The organism is Aquincola sp. J276 (assembly GCF_024700035.1).
GTDB lineage: Bacteria > Pseudomonadota > Gammaproteobacteria > Burkholderiales > Burkholderiaceae_C > Aquincola > Aquincola tertiaricarbonis.
Genome location: NZ_JAJONC010000002.1, coordinates 854,034 through 868,560, shown reverse-complemented (window position 1 = coordinate 868,560; position 14,527 = coordinate 854,034). Strand labels below are relative to the sequence as shown.

General features: G+C 69.4%; 15 protein-coding genes and 1 pseudogene. 10 read left to right on the top strand and 6 right to left on the bottom strand.

Annotated features, from left to right (window positions below; all coding sequences use genetic code 11):
* Positions 1-2: 2 nt before the first annotated feature.
* Positions 3-1,160, bottom strand: a complete 1,158-nt coding sequence (locus LRS14_RS21895; protein ID WP_257801098.1) for an ABC transporter substrate-binding protein — start codon at positions 1,158-1,160, stop codon at positions 3-5.
* A 19-nt stretch (positions 1,161-1,179) separates the two neighbouring features.
* The gene (locus LRS14_RS21890) at positions 1,180-2,340 is read right to left on the bottom strand and encodes an ABC transporter substrate-binding protein (RefSeq protein WP_257801097.1); all 1,161 of its coding nucleotides are present in this window, start codon (positions 2,338-2,340) and stop codon (positions 1,180-1,182) included.
* 196 nt (positions 2,341-2,536) lie between these two features.
* Between LRS14_RS21890 and LRS14_RS21885 the strand changes: the two genes are divergently transcribed.
* The 10 genes from LRS14_RS21885 to LRS14_RS21840 are packed head-to-tail and all read left to right on the top strand — an operon-like array spanning position 2,537 to position 10,505.
* Entirely contained in the window at positions 2,537-3,304 is a 768-nt protein-coding gene (locus tag LRS14_RS21885) for an SDR family NAD(P)-dependent oxidoreductase (protein WP_257801096.1), read from the top strand.
* 16 nt (positions 3,305-3,320) lie between these two features.
* Positions 3,321-4,088 (top strand): crotonase/enoyl-CoA hydratase family protein, encoded by a 768-nt coding sequence (locus LRS14_RS21880; RefSeq protein ID WP_257801095.1) that lies wholly within the window; start codon positions 3,321-3,323, stop codon positions 4,086-4,088.
* A gap of 5 nt (positions 4,089-4,093) precedes the next feature.
* The gene (locus LRS14_RS21875; RefSeq protein ID WP_257801094.1) at positions 4,094-4,495 is read left to right on the top strand and encodes a Zn-ribbon domain-containing OB-fold protein; all 402 of its coding nucleotides are present in this window, start codon (positions 4,094-4,096) and stop codon (positions 4,493-4,495) included.
* Positions 4,492-5,646: a thiolase gene (locus tag LRS14_RS21870; RefSeq protein ID WP_257801093.1), complete on the top strand. Its 1,155-nt coding sequence runs from the start codon at positions 4,492-4,494 to the stop codon at positions 5,644-5,646. Before LRS14_RS21875 ends, LRS14_RS21870 begins: the two co-directional genes overlap by 4 nt.
* Positions 5,647-6,522, top strand: a complete 876-nt coding sequence (locus LRS14_RS21865; protein ID WP_257801092.1) for a MaoC/PaaZ C-terminal domain-containing protein — start codon at positions 5,647-5,649, stop codon at positions 6,520-6,522. It begins immediately after the preceding gene.
* A complete protein-coding gene (locus LRS14_RS21860) occupies positions 6,519-7,772 on the top strand; it encodes a CaiB/BaiF CoA-transferase family protein (RefSeq protein ID WP_257801091.1) in 1,254 nt (417 codons plus the stop codon). The genes LRS14_RS21865 and LRS14_RS21860 overlap by 4 nt, the downstream gene beginning before the upstream one ends.
* Complete coding sequence (locus LRS14_RS21855) at positions 7,769-8,749, top strand: NADPH:quinone oxidoreductase family protein (protein ID WP_257801090.1); 981 nt, start codon at positions 7,769-7,771, stop codon at positions 8,747-8,749. Before LRS14_RS21860 ends, LRS14_RS21855 begins: the two co-directional genes overlap by 4 nt.
* A 1-nt stretch (position 8,750) precedes the next feature.
* Complete coding sequence (locus LRS14_RS21850) at positions 8,751-9,833, top strand: SDR family oxidoreductase (RefSeq protein ID WP_257801089.1); 1,083 nt, start codon at positions 8,751-8,753, stop codon at positions 9,831-9,833.
* Positions 9,834-9,882: 49 nt separating this feature from the next.
* Complete coding sequence (locus tag LRS14_RS21845; protein ID WP_046112469.1) at positions 9,883-10,101, top strand: AbrB/MazE/SpoVT family DNA-binding domain-containing protein; 219 nt, start codon at positions 9,883-9,885, stop codon at positions 10,099-10,101.
* Positions 10,098-10,505 carry a PIN domain-containing protein gene (locus tag LRS14_RS21840; RefSeq protein WP_257801088.1) on the top strand — a complete coding sequence of 136 codons (408 nt, stop codon included), beginning with the start codon at positions 10,098-10,100 and terminating at the stop codon, positions 10,503-10,505. Before LRS14_RS21845 ends, LRS14_RS21840 begins: the two co-directional genes overlap by 4 nt.
* Before the next feature lie 13 nt (positions 10,506-10,518).
* On the opposite strand, the gene LRS14_RS21835 is transcribed toward LRS14_RS21840, so the two are convergent.
* From LRS14_RS21835 to LRS14_RS21820, 4 genes and pseudogenes are all read right to left on the bottom strand, one after another.
* On the bottom strand, positions 10,519-11,505 hold the full coding sequence (locus LRS14_RS21835; protein WP_257801087.1) for a tripartite tricarboxylate transporter substrate binding protein: 987 nt from the start codon (positions 11,503-11,505) through the stop codon (positions 10,519-10,521).
* A gap of 8 nt (positions 11,506-11,513) precedes the next feature.
* The gene (locus tag LRS14_RS21830) at positions 11,514-12,536 is read right to left on the bottom strand and encodes a cyclase family protein (RefSeq protein WP_257801086.1); all 1,023 of its coding nucleotides are present in this window, start codon (positions 12,534-12,536) and stop codon (positions 11,514-11,516) included.
* A gap of 132 nt (positions 12,537-12,668) precedes the next feature.
* A complete protein-coding gene (locus LRS14_RS21825) occupies positions 12,669-13,685 on the bottom strand; it encodes a TerC family protein (protein ID WP_257801084.1) in 1,017 nt (338 codons plus the stop codon).
* Between the two features lie 257 nt (positions 13,686-13,942).
* A pseudogene (locus LRS14_RS21820) lies at positions 13,943-14,515 on the bottom strand (MFS transporter); the annotation flags it as partial.
* Between the last annotated feature and the right edge of the window lie 12 nt (positions 14,516-14,527).

The following is a 14,527-nucleotide window of genomic DNA, read 5'->3' as shown; positions in this document are numbered from 1 at the left end:
GCTCACTTCTGCACCACCATCTTGCCGCCCTGCACCGTGAACAGGTAGTGCTGGGAGCTGAGCTGACCGTTCGGCTCGAAGGTGACGTCGCCCATCACCGTGCCCTTGAAGCTGCCGCCGCGGATGCGCTTGGCGATGGCCTCGCGCTCCAGCGTCTTCAGCTCGTTGGCGGCCATGGCCCACACCTGCAGCGCGGTGGCGCCCAGCGCCATGAACTTGTCGGGCGTGTACTTGAACATCTCCTGCGTCTTGGCCACGAAGCGCTGGTTGGCCGGGTTGGAGGCAAAGGGCTCCACCGCGGGGAAGTAGATGTCGGCGCCGATCAGGCCGTTGGCCGCATCGCCGGCCACCTCGAGCACGCTGGGCGCCACCGTGCCCACCGCGGCCACCAGCGCGCCGGGCAGCCGGCTCTGGCGGGCCTGGCGGATGATGGCCGGCATGCCCAGGCCCTCGTTGGCATTGATGGCCACCGTCAGGTCCGGGTTGGCCGCGCGCACGTTGGTCATCGCCACGCGGAAGTCGGCCTGCGCGAAGGGAAACTTCTCCTCGGCCACCTTCTCGTAGGCGTGGTTCAGCTTCTTCAGCTCGGCCTCGATGGAGGCCTGCGCACCATTGCCATAGGCATCGTTCTCGGTGAGGAAGGCCACGCGCTTGGCCTTGGCCACGTTGGCGATGTAGTTGGCGATCACCGCGCCGTCCTGGCTGTTGGAGCTGTTCAGCCGCACCGCCAGCGGATTGCCCTCGCCCGACAGGATGGGGTCGGCCTTGCTGATGGCGGTGATGTCGAGGATGCCGGCTCGCGCCAGCACCGGCTGCATCGCCAGCGTGACCGGGCTGTTCCAGCCCTCGATCACCACCGACACGCCGGCGCTGGCCAGCTCGGTGGCGCGCGAGATGCCCACCGCCGGCGTCGATTCGTCGTCGCGCGAGACGATCTCGATCTTGCGGCCCATCACGCCGCCGCTCTCGTTGATCACCGCGGCCATGGCCTGGATGGCCTGGGTGACATGCTGGCCCTGCGGCCCGGCGCCGCCCGACAGCGGAAAGATGGTGCCGACCTTGACGGGCGCGCCGCCGGCAGGCTGGGCCTGCGTGGGCGCGGTGCCGGCCAGGGCCAGGCCCAGGGCGGCGGTGGTGAGGAGCGTGCGGATCAGCTTCATGCGGTGGTCTCCTGCTTGTCTACTTCTGTACGACGATGCGGCCGTCGCGGACCTGGAACACGTGGGTGCGCGACTGCAGCTGGCCATCGGGCGCGAAGCTCACGTCGCCGAACACCGTGCCCTGGAAGCTGCCGCCGCGGATGCGCCGGGCGACCGGCTCGCGCTCCAGCGTCTTCAGTTCGCTGGCGGCCATCGCCCACATCTGCAGCGCCGCGGCGCCCACGGCCATGAACTTGTCCGGCGTGTTGCCGTGCAGCGCCTGCACCTTGGCCACGAAGCGCTTGTTCACCGGGTTGGAGGCAAAGGGCTCGACATCCGGGAAGTAGATGTCCACGCCCATCGCGCCGTTGGCTGCGTCGCCCGCCACCGAGATCACGCTGGGCGCCACCGTGCCCAGCGCGGCCAGCAGCTGGCCTGGCACGCGGCCCTGCTTGAACTGCCGCAGGATGGCCGGCATGCCCAGGCCTTCGTTGGCGTTGATGGCCACCGTCACCTCGGGGTTGGCCGCGCGCACGTTGGTCAGCGCCACGCGGAAGTCGGCCTGCGTGAACGGAAACTTCTCCTCGGCCACCTTTTCATAGGCATGGCCCAGGCGCTTCAGCTCGGCCTCGATCGAGGCCTGCGTGCCGTTGCCGTAGGCATCGTTCTCGGTGAGAAAGGCCACACGCCTGGCCTTGAGGCGGCCTGCGATCACCTGGGCCACCGCGGCACCGCCTTGCGTGTTGCTGGCATTCAGCCGCATGGCCAGCGGATTGCCTTCGCCCGACAACATCGCGTCGGCACTGGCGAACAGGGTGATGTCGAGCACGCCCGCGCGATGGATCACCGGCTGCATCGCCAGCGCCACCGGGCTGTTCCAGCCCTCGAGGATGACCGCCACGCCCTGGCCCACCAGTTCGGTGGCGCGTGACACGCCCACGGCCGGCGTCGATTCGTCGTCGCGCGCCACGATCTCCAGCGGCCGGCCCAGCACGCCGCCGTCCTCGTTGATCAAGGCGGCCATCGCCTGGATGGCCTGGGTGACATGCTGGCCCTGCGGCCCGGCACCGCCCGACAGCGGAAGGATCACGCCGACCTTGATCGGGCCGGCGGCCTGTGCCCATGCAGCGCCGGCCGAGGCCCAGGCCAGCGCGGTGGCGCCCAAGGCGGCCAGGCCCAGCTTGCGGCGGTTCCGGTTCATGCGTTGTCCCTTCTGCATGGACCGGAACATACCAGTACGTATGTCGCATGGTCAACGCGGGTCAGACCCGTAGATCGTCAGTGTTTACCCATGGAGTTGCCTCACCAAGGCTGCAACCGGATGCTTTGCCGTTTGCGGAAATACTTATCGGTATGTACGATCGTCCGCAACCTCAAGTGCAACGGAGATGCCTCGAATGAAGACTCAAGGAATCACGGCTCTGGTGACCGGCGGTGCGTCGGGCCTGGGCCTGGCGGCCGCGCGCCGGCTGGTGGGCGAGGGCGCTCGCGTGGTCATCGCCGACCTGCCGCAATCGGCCGGCGAGAGCGTGGCGCGCGAGCTGGGCGAGGGCGTGCGCTTCGCCCCGGCCGACGTCACCAGCGAAGCCGACATGGCCGCCGCCTGCGACCTGGCCGCATCGCTGGGCGAGTTCCGCGTGCTGGTGCACTGCGCCGGCCGCGGCGGCCCGGTGCGGCTGCTCGACAAGGAGGGCAACCCCGGCTCGCTGGAGACCTATGTCGACATCGTGCGCATCAACCTGATCGGCACCTTCAACACCGTGCGCATGGCGGCCAGCCGCATGGCCCGCAACGAGCTGACGGATGAAGGCGAGCGCGGCGTGTGCGTGCTCACCGCCTCGGTCGCGGCCTATGAAGGGCAGATCGGGCAGATCGGTTATGCCTCGTCCAAGGCCGGCGTGGTGGGCATGACCATCGTGGCCGCACGCGACCTGGCCAGCAAGGGCATCCGCGTGTGCACGATCGCGCCGGGCATCTTCGACACGCCGATGCTGGCGCGGGTATCGGCCGATGCGCGCAAGACGCTCAGCGCCTCGGTGCCGCACCCGGCGCGGCTGGGCACGCCCGACGAATACGCCCGCCTGGCGATGCACATCGTCAGCAACCCGATGCTCAACGGCGAAACCATCCGGCTCGATGGTGCGCTGCGCATGGCCCCCCGTTGAAGAAGAAGGACACCGCATGACCACGGCCGAAGTGCTCGTCGATGCCGAGGACGGCATCCTCACCATCACCCTCAACCGCCCCGAGGCGCGCAATGCAATGACGCTGGCCGCGGCCCGCCTGATCGCCGAGGCACTCGACCGGCTGGACGCCGACGACAGCCTGCGGCTGGGCATCCTCACCGGCGCCGGCGGCAGCTTCTGCGCCGGCATGGATCTGAAGGGCTTCCTGCGCGGCGAGCGGCCCAGCATCCCCGGGCGCGGCTTCGGCGGGCTGACGATGCAGCCGCCGAAGAAGCCGCTGATCGCCGCGGTCGAAGGCTACGCGCTGGCCGGCGGCTTCGAGCTGGTGCTGGCCTGCGACCTGGTGGTGGCGGCCGACAACGCGCAGTTCGGCGTGCCCGAGGTCAAGCGGGGCCTGGCCGCCACCGCCGGCGGGTTGGTGCGCTTGCCGCGCCAGTTGCCCTACCGCATCGCGATGGAACTGGCGCTCACCGGCGACATGTTCCCGGCCGCACGCGCCCATGCCTACGGGCTGGTCAACCGCCTCAGCGCACCGGGCCAGGCGCTGGCCGAAGCACGCAAGCTGGCGCAGACCATCGCCGGCAACGGGCCGCTGTCGGTGGCCGCCAGCAAGCGGGTGATCGTCGAATCGCAGGACTGGCCGGCCGACGAGCTGTGGACCCGCCAGGCCGCGATGACCGAGCACATCTTCAGCTCGGCCGATGCGCGCGAAGGCTCGGCCGCGTTTGCCGAGAAGCGCAAGCCGGTGTGGCAAGGTAAGTGACGCGCATGGCCACCGACACGCGATTCGACGGGCCCGGCCCCGATGCGCAATACCGCCAGGCGCTGGAAGAGGGGCGCTTCGTGCTGCAGCACTGCGAGGACTGCGCAGCCACGCGCTTTCCACCCGCGCTGGTGTGCCGGGTGTGCGGCAGCCCGCGGCTGGCCTGGCGCGCCGGCCCGGCCGAGGCCGAGGTCTACGCCGCCACCACGGTGCGCGACCGCGCCGGCGACTACAACGTGGTGATCGTCGAGCTGCCCGGCGGCGCACGGATGATGAGCCGCGTGGATGGTGCCGATGGCAGCACGCGGCCCGAGGTGACCATCGGCCTGCGGGTGCGGCCGCACATCGCGGGCCAGGGTGCGGAGCCGCACGTGGTGTTCATCGCCGACGAAGGAGCCGCGGCATGACGGCGCATGCCTTGCGCGGCGCGGCCGCCATCGTCGGCATTGGCAACACCCGCCGCTGGAACGCACCTGACCGCTCGCCCTTCGACCAGTTGCAGGAAGCCGCAGTGCTGGCGCTGGAGGACTGCGGCCTGGGACTGAAGGACGTGGACGGCCTGTTCTGCGCGATGTCCACCTCCGGCCTGCCAGTGCTCAACGTGGCCGAGCGGCTGGGCCTGCAGGTGCGCCATGCCGAAGGCACGATGGTGGGCGGCGCCAGCTTCCTGTTCCACCTGCAGTCGGCGATGTCGGCGCTGGCGCATGGACTGTGCGACGTGGCGCTGGTGTGCTACGGCTCCAACCAGCTCACGGCTGGCGGCAAGCTGGCCTCGATGCCCGACCCGCAGCCCTACGAGAACCCGTACAAGCCGCGCTACCCGATCAGCAGCTATGCGCTGGCCGCGGCCCGCCACATGCACGAATACGGCACCACGCGCGAGCAGTTGGCGGCCGTGGCGGTGGCGGCGCGCGACTGGGCGCGGCTGAATCCCGATGCCTTCATGCAGGAGCCGCTCACGCTGCAGCAGGTGCTGGCCTCCCGCATGGTGAGCGACCCGCTGAGCAAGGCCGACTGCTGCCTGGTGACCGACGGCGGCGCGGCGCTGGTGATCACCCGCGCCGACCGTGCGCGCGACCTGCCCCAGCGGCCGGCCTACCTGCTGGGCACCGGCGTGGCCGTCACGCACCGGCAGATCTCGGCCATGCCGGACCTCACCACCACCGGCGCGGTGCAGTCCGGCCAGCGGGCCTATGCGATGGCCGGCGTGGGCGCCAAGGACATCCAGCATGTGATGCTGTACGACGCCTTCACCATCAACACGCTGCTGTTCCTGGAAGACCTGGGCTTCTGCGCCAAGGGCGAGGCCGGCGCCATGGTGCAGGCCGGTGCCATCTCGCCGGGCGGTGCGCTGCCGGTCAACACCAATGGCGGCGGGCTGTCGTGCAACCACCCGGGCATGTATGGCCTGTTCACCGTGATCGAGGCGGTGCAGCAGCTGCGCGGCGAATGCGGCGCGCGCCAGGTGCCCGGCGTGCAGCTGGCCCTGGCCCATGCCAACGGCGGCGTGCTGTCCAGCCAGGCCACGGCCATCCTCGGCACGGCGGAGGTGCTCTAGATGATCGATCCACGACGCCTGCTGGCCGAGCCGCTGCCGGTGATCGAGCAGCGCATCGGCTGGCGCGACTGCATCCTTTATGCGCTGGGGCTGGGCGTGGGTCTCGACCCGATGGACGAGGCCGACCTCGCCTTCGTCGACGAGACGCGGCTGAAGGTGCAGCCCACGATGGCCAACGTGATGGGCTATCCCGGCTTCTGGATGCGCGAGCCGCGCTTCGGGCTGGACTGGGTGAAGACGGTGCATGGCGAGCATGCACTGCGCATCCACCGCCCGCTGCCGGCCGAAGCCACGGTGCGCGGCACCAGCCGCATCGTGGGCCTGGTGGACAAGGGCGCCGACAAGGGTGCGTTGATCTACGTCGAACGCGAGATCGTCGATGTGGACCGTGGCGAGCTGCTGGCCACGGTGCGGCAGACGGTGTTCTGCCGCGGCGATGGTGGCTTCGGCGGTGCGGGGGCCCATCCCCCGCCCGTCGAAGCCACCGGCCCGCAGGCCGTGCCCGAGCGGCCGGCCGACGACGCCGTCACGCTGCCCACCTCTGCGCAATCGGCGCTGGTGTACCGGCTGTCGGGCGACTACAACCCGCTGCACAGCGACCCGGCCACCGCGCGCGCGGCCGGCTTTCCGCGGCCCATCCTGCACGGCCTGGCCACCTTCGGCGTGGTGGGCCATGGCCTGGTCAAGCGCCTGTGTGGCGGCCGGCCTGAGGGGCTGCAGGCCATGGGCGGCCGTTTCTCGTCGCCGGTGTACCCGGGCGAGGCGGTGCAGCTCGAGCTGTGGCGCATCGGCCCCGGTCGCGCCGCCTTCCGCGCTAGCGTGCCGGCACGTGGCGTGGTGGTGATGAACAACGGTTTCGTGGAGTTCACCGAATGACCGCATTGCTCGGCAACATCCGCGTGCTCGACCTGAGCCGCATCCTCTCCGGACCCTGGGCCACGCAGATGCTGGCCGACTTCGGCGCCGACGTGATCAAGGTCGAGCGCCCAGGCGCCGGCGACGACGTGCGCCACCAGGGCGCGCCGCTCAACGACCGCGACGGCCGGCCCACCAGCGACCGCAGCGTGTTTCTGGCGCTCAACCGCAACAAGCGCTCGATCGCCATCGACATGGCCACGCCCGACGGCCAGCAGTTGATCCGCCGGCTGGCCGAGACGGCCGACGTGGTGGTGGAGAACTTCAAGGCCGGCGACCTCAAGCGTTATGGTCTAGACGAAGCCTCGCTGCGTGCGATCAACCCACGGCTGGTGTATTGCTCGATCAGCGGCTTCGGCCAGACCGGGCCCTACAGCGCGCTGCCCGGCTACGACCTGGTGTTCCAGGCGATGAGCGGCCTGATGAGCCTGACCGGCGTGCCCGACGGGCAGCCCGGTGCCGGGCCGCAGCGCACCGGCTACCCCATTTCCGACACCACGGCGGGCTTCTATGCCTGCATCGGCATCCTGGCCGCGCTGCACCACCGCGACACCGTGTCGGGCGAAGGCCAGTACATCGACCTGGCGATGCTGGATGCGCAGGTGGCCGCGATGTCGTCGATGGCGATGAGCTATGTGGTGGCGGGCGTGATGCCGCAGCGCGTGGGCATCCGCTCGCAGCTCACCTGTCCGTACCAGGACTTTGACTGCGCGGACGGCCAGGTGATGATTGCCGTCGGCAACGATCGGCAGTTCCAGCAGCTGTGCACCGCTGTGATCGGCCGGCCCGAGCTGGCCACCGACCCGCGTTATGCCGACACGCCGCTGCGCGTGGCCCACCGCGACAGCCTGGTGCCGGTGATCGCCGACATCCTGCGTGGCAACACCGTCGACCACTGGATGGCGCGGCTGCGTGCGGCCAACGTACCGGCGGGGCCGATCAACCGCTTCGACCAGGTGCTGGCCGACCCGCAGATCCAGCACCGCGGCCTGCTGCAGCAGGTGCCGCACACGCTGGCGGGCAGCATGCCCATCATCGGCAACCCGCTGCAGTTCTCGGCCACGCCGGTGGTGCACCGCAAGGGTCCGCCGCTGCTGGGGGAGCACACCGCCGAGGTGCTGCGCGAGTTGCTGGACCTGGAAGATGACGACATCGCCGCCCTGCAAGCGCAAGGCGTGATCGAACAACAAGCTGCAGGAGATCAACCATGAGAGCCGTGTTGTGCAAGGCCTGGGGCCCGCCCGAATCGCTGGTGGTGGAGGAGCGGCCGACGCCGCAGCCCGGACCCGGCCAGGTGCTGGTGGGCGTGAAGGCCTGCGGCGTGAATTTCCCCGACACGCTGATCATCCAGGGCAAGTACCAGTTCAAGCCCGAGCTGCCGTTCTCGCCCGGCGGCGAGGTGGCCGGCACCGTGCTGGCGCTGGGCGAAGGCGTGCAGGGCTTCGCGGTGGGCGACCGTGTGATCGCCGCCACCACCTGGGGCGGTTATGCGGAAGAGGTGGTGGCCGAGGCCGGCCGGCTGATCCCGATGCCCGACGGGATGGACTTCCCGGTGGCGGCGGCTTTCACGCTGACCTACGGCACCTCGCACCATGCGCTGAAGGACCGCGCGAAGCTGCAGCCCGGCGAAACCCTGCTGGTGCTGGGCGCAGCCGGCGGCGTCGGCCTGGCGGCGGTGGAACTGGGCAAGGCCATGGGCGCGCGGGTGATCGCCGCAGCATCGAGCGAAGACAAGCTCGCGCTGTGCCGCGCCCACGGCGCCACCGACACCATCGACTACAGCCGCGAAGACCTGCGCGAACGCATCAAGCAGCTGACCGACGGCCGCGGCGTGGACGTGGTCTACGACCCGGTGGGCGGCGACTACAGCGAGCCCGCATTGCGCGGCATGGCCTGGAACGGCCGCTTCCTGGTGGTGGGCTTCGCGGCGGGGCGCATTCCCAGCCTGCCGCTGAACCTGCCGCTGCTCAAGGGCTGCGCCATCGTGGGTGTGTTCTGGGGCGCCTTCACCCGCAACGAGCCGCAGCGCAACGCGGCCAACCTGGCCGAGTTGATGCAGTGGATCGGCGAGGGCAAGCTGAAGCCGCATGTCTCGGCCACCTATCCGCTGGAGAGGGCAGCCGATGCGCTCAACGACCTGCTGCAGCGCAAGGTGCAGGGCAAGGCCGTGCTGCTGACGGGGCGCTGAGATGGCCGCAGTGAAGAAGATCCTGGTGGTGGGTGCGCTGGGCGTAGTCGGCCGCGCGGCGCTGGAGCGCTTCGCGGCGCAGCCCGGTGTGCAGGTGCTGGGCCTGGCCCGCCGCCGGCCCGACTTTGCGCCCGAGGCCGCCTGGCTGTCGGCCGACCTGCGCGACGCCGCGGGCACGCGTGAAGCGCTGGCGGCGCACCAGGACGTCACCCATGTGGTGTACGCCGCGCTGAACGAGCAGCCCGACCTGGTGCAGGGCTGGCGCAGCGCCGGCAATGCCGACCTCAACACCACGATGCTCGCCCACCTGCTCGACGCACTGCAAGGCGCGCCGCTGCAGCATGTGACGCTGATGCAGGGCACCAAGGCCTACGGCGTGCACACCGGCCGGCCGATGCCGGTGCCTGCCCGCGAGACCGATGCGCTGCGCGACCACCGAAATTTCTACTTCGACCAGCAGGACCTGCTGGAAGCGCGGGCGCAGCAACAGGGCTTCCAGTGGACCGGCTGGCGCCCGCAGATCGTGCTGGGCGTGGCGGTGGGCAGCGCGATGAACCCGGTGGCCGCGCTGGGCGCCTACGCGCTGCTGCGCAAGGAACAGGGCCTGCCCCTGGCCCCCGTCGGCCATCCGCACTTGCTGACCGAATGCACCGACGCCCGGCTGATCGCCGAGGCCATCGAATGGAGCTGGGGCGCGGCGCAGGCCCACGGCGAGGTGTTCAACATCGCCAACGGCGACATCATCCTGTGGGCCCGCCTGTGGCCGCGGCTCGCCGAGTTCTTCGACATGCCGCTGGGCGAGCCGGAGGATGTGCGGCTGGCCACGGAGATGCCCCCGCTGGCCGGCTTGTGGCGCCGCATCGCCGAGCGCGAAGGGCTGAAGGTGCCCGAGCTGGACACGTTGATCGGCCTGTCATGGCAATACGCCGAAGCCACCTTCGCCTCCCGCCGCCCGTTCCCGGTGCCGCCGCTGGTGTCGACGATCAAGCTGCGGCAGGCGGGCTTCGCCGCCTGCATCGCGACGGATGACTGCGTGCTGGCGCATCTGCAGGCGATGCGGGCGCAGGGGTACCTGCCGACTTGACAGTGCCGACTCCAGTCCTTACGATTGTAGAAAACGTAAGGAGCACACCATGACCTCGGAAGCCACGCTCACGTCCAAGGGCCAAGTCACGCTGCCCAAGGAGCTGCGGGCCAGCCTCGGGCTGGAGGCCGGTGCCAAGCTGAGCTTTTCGCAGCTCAGCGACGGCACGGTGGTGATGCGGGTCAAGCACCGCAAGCTCAGCGAACTGGCCGGCATCCTCACGCGGCCGGGCCAACCCTCGGTGCCGCTCAAGGACCTGAGCCGGTGAACGCCGGCATCGCCATCGACACCAACGTGTTGGTGCGGTGGCTGGTGCAGGACGACCCGGTCCAATCCGCTGTCGCCAGCCGCCTGATGGCCACGGCTGAAGAACGCGGCGTGCCGGTGATGCTGCTCTTCGGCGTGGTGCTGGAGACGGAGTGGGTGCTGCGCAGTCGCTACAAGCTCGACAAACACGCCATCGTCAGCGCCTTCACCCAACTGCTCGAAACCGATGGCCTGCAGCTCGAGGACGAGGCTGCGCTGGAAGAGGCCTTGTTCCGCTGGAAGGAATCGAAGGCCGGGTTCACCGACTGCATGCTGGCCGCCAAGGCCGGGCTGCTGCAGCGGCAGCCCTTCATGACCTTCGACGCGGCGGCCGCCCAACTGCCGGGCGCCCAGCTGCTGCGTTGAATCGCCGCGCCCCTCACTCCGCCTTGATGTTCAGCCGCTTGATCAGCGCTCCCCACTGCTGGCTCTGCGCCAGCGTGGTCTTGCGCAGGTCGGCCGGGCTGCCGGTCTGCGGCTCGTTGCCGATCTTGCGCATGGCCTCGGCGAAGCTGGGCGAGGCGGTGATCTTGCGCACCGCGGCGGCCAGCTTGTCGACCACCGGCTGGGGCGTACCCACCGGCACGAACACGGCATACCAGGTCTCGCCCACCACGTCGGGGTAGCCCAGCTCGCGGAAGGTGGGCACGTCGGGCATCAGCGGCTGGCGCTCGGCACTCAGCACCGCCAGCGCACGGTACTGGCCGGCGTTGACGTTGGGCACCGCGTTGGTCAGCGCCTCCACGTTGGAGTCGATCACGCCGCCGATCATGTCCATGGTGGCGGGGGCGGCGCCCTTGTAGTGCACCTGGGTCATCTTGGCGTCCAGCCCGGTGGCGATCAGCTCGCCCAGCAGGTGCACCATGCTGCCCTGGCCGTTGGTCGCGTTGTTGATCTTGCCGGGGTTGGCCTTGGCATAGGCCGCGTACTCCTTCAGCGTCCTGGCCGGGAAGTCCTTCTTCACCACGAAGGCGAAGGGCACGGTGCACACCGGCGCCACCGGCTCGAAGTCTTCCAGCTTGTACTGCAGCTTGTCGTTCAGGTGCGGGTTGACGGTGAAGGTGGTGCCGGCCGACAGCAGCACGGTGTAGCCGTCCTTCGGCGCGCGGGCCACCAGCGTCGCGCCGATGGCGGTGGCGGCGCCGGCCTTGTTGTCGACCACCACCACCTGGCCCAACTCCTCGCGCAGGCGCTGGGCGAGCTGGCGGCCCACCACGTCGCTGGTGCCGCCGGGCGGGTAGGGCACCACCATGGTGATCGGCTTGCTGGGCCAGTTGTCCTGGGCCTGCGTGGCGGCCGGCGCCAGCGAAGCGGCGAGGGCGGTGCAGGAGGCGGCCAGCGCCAGGATGTGTCGGCGTGCGTGCATGGTCGTCCTCATACGGTGGCCACCGGTGTGGCAGGCGAGCCGACGGCGCCGGGCAGGCGCAGCGGCGGTGCGGTCAGCAGGAAGGTGGAGCGGCGGTTCGCGCGCAGCCACTGCGCCAGCTCGGCGAAGTACCAGAGCTCGCCCAGGTTCAGGCCCAGCTTGAAGAGGCAATGCGCATGCAGCGGCAGGCCGGGGTAGTGATCGCCCTGGCCCGGCTGGGCCGGGTAGGCCTCCACCGCGAAGTTGTCGGCGCAGATGGCGACGATGCCCGAGTCGGTGATCCACTGCAGCAGCTTCTCGTCGCGGCCATCCAGCACCGCGCAGCTGTTCTTCAGCCGGTCACCGTCAGGCTGCTTGTTCATCTCCAGGATGAGGTCGGCGAAGCCGGTGTACAGGCACAGGAAGTCGCCCGTCTCCACCGTGGCGCCCTGCCGCTCCAGCGCGGCCATCAGGCCGTCGTAGCCCACCAGCGCCCGCTCGCGGTGGTGGATGGCTTCCAGGTCGACCAGCACGCCGCGGCCCTGCACGCCGGCGGTGGCCAGGCGCTCGATGCCGATGGCGTGGGCGCCGTAGTCGTCGTCCACGTCGTCGGGGCCCACCACCTCCACGCCGGCGCGGTAGCCGTTGTAGTAGACCTTCTCGGGCAGGCCGTCGCCGTCGGCATCGAACATCTGGCCCACATGACCCAGGCCGTCCCATTGGGTGCTGTACTGCGTGTACAGCATCACCGCATCGTCCGACACCACGTCGGAGAAGCAGCTGCAGACGCTGGAGAGCTTGAAGTTGAAGTTGAAGCCCTCGCCGCGCCGCTCATGGAAGAAGCGCGGCGCCTTCCGGTGCTGGAAGAGGGTGTTGCCGCCGGGATAGTCCAGCGGCAGGCTGAGGCAGAAGGTCTGCCCGTGCTGCACCGTGCGGATGGCCGCCAACCGCCGCTCGGGCGTGAGCAGGTTCATGCGGCCGATCTGGTCGTCCGCGCCGAAGTCACCCCAGTTCGAACCCTCGGGCCGCTGCTTCCATCGGGAATTGCTCATGCGCACTGCTCCTTCGTTGGAAGGAACATACCAGTAGGTATGAGTGCGCCGGTATCGGTGTTTTCACTGCGCAGCCGCAGCAGTGAACGGTCCTACATACCTGTGAGTATGTAGGGCCGACCGCAGAGGAGATCAGCGGTGCTCGTCGGTCTTCTTCTTCGAGCCGAACGGATAGGCGCCGCCCTGCTGCGCACCCTTGGGCGGGATCTTCAGCGACAGGATCATCGTGACGGCCAGCGTCAGCGCGGTGAAGCCGAGCGACACCGCCACCGGGATCTTGTAGACGTCGATCAGCAGCATCTTGGCGCCGATGAACACCAGCACGATGGCCAGGCCGTAGCTCAGCAGGTGGAAGCGCTCATGCATGTTGGCCAGCAGGAAGTACATCGCGCGCAGGCCCAGGATCGCAAACACGTTGGAGGTGAGCACGATGAAGGGGTCGGTGGTGATCGCGAAGATCGCCGGGATGCTGTCCACCGCGAACACGATGTCCACGATGCCGATCAGCAGGATGACCACCAGCAGCGGCGTGGCCATCTTCACGCCGTCCACCATGGTGAACATCTTCTCGCCGTCATAGGTGGGCGAGATCTTGAAGCGTCCGCGGATCCACTTCAGCGCCGGGTTGTTGTCCAGGTCGGGTTCCTGGCCGGCGGCCCACCACATCTTGATGCCGGTGAACAGCAGGAAGGCGCCGAACACGTACAGGATCCAGTGGAACTGCGCGATCAGCCAGGCGCCCACCAGGATCATCACCGCGCGCAGGACGAGTGCGCCCAGGATGCCGATCATCAGCACCCTCTTCTGGAACTCCGCCGGCACCGCGAAGTAGGTGAACAGCATCAGGAAGACGAAGATGTTGTCCACCGCCAGCGCCTTCTCGATCAGGTAGCCGGTGAGGAACTCCAGGGACTTGTCGTTGGCCACCGCACGGGCGGACTCGTCGGTGCCGGTGCCGCCGAGGTACCACCACATCCAGCCCATGAACACGAAGGACACGCCCACCCAGACCAGCGACCAGATGGCCGCCTCCTTCGTGCTGACGCGGTGGGCGCCCTGCTTGCGCATGGCAAAGAAATCGACGAACAGCGCGACGAGCACGAACGCCGAGAACAACGACCACATGAGTGGCGAACCGATGGATTCCATGACCTGCCTTTGAAGTGAGTTGCGAGCGCCGACACACCGCTTGCCGAAGCATGAGGCGGTGGAAGACATCAAGGACCCAAGGCTGGTCTTGCCTTGCCGACGATGGAGGGGCCAGGGCGACCCACATCGTGGCCAGCAGTGCCGGGGGTGCAGTGAGGGCCACTACACCCGTATTGACGACACTGCGCCGGAATGACGTCCTGACTGCGACGTGACCCGGTGGCTACTCCCCAACACAAGTGGGGCGGAGTCTAGCAGCGTGCTGCAGGAAATGTCACCGTTGTGATTCCTGTGCAACTGGCCGTGGCACGGCGGCCAAGGCCGCGGCCGCCAGCAGGCCGATGGCGCCCGACAGCATCAGGGCGCCCGCGCCCCAGGCGTCCAGCGGCAGGCCCATCAGCAGGTGCAGGCCGGCCGACGCCATGCACGCGCCGCGCCAGCCCAGCTCCGCCTCCAGCAGCGTGGCAGCGGCCAGCCCACGGTGCTGGCAAAGCCCGCCACCAGCGTGATGCCGGTGATCGCGGCACGCGACTGCGGCCCGTACAACCGCACCAGCGCCGCGCCGGCCGCCTCGTACAGGCCGCCGCCCATGGCGACGCCCATCACCACCCAGGTCGCGAACAGCCCGGCTGGCCCTTGTGCCCAGGCCAGGCCAGCCAGGCCGAGACCACCAGCGCCACCGGGAAAGCGGCAAGGACCGTGGGCACGCCGACGCCCAGGTCGCGTGCCATCGGCCCGGTCAGCATGGCCGGCAGGTAATAGCTGGAGGCCCAGGCCAATGTCCGCGCCGTGCCCAGCGCCGCGATCGTGCCGTTGCGGCCCAGCGCCATCGTCAGCCGCAG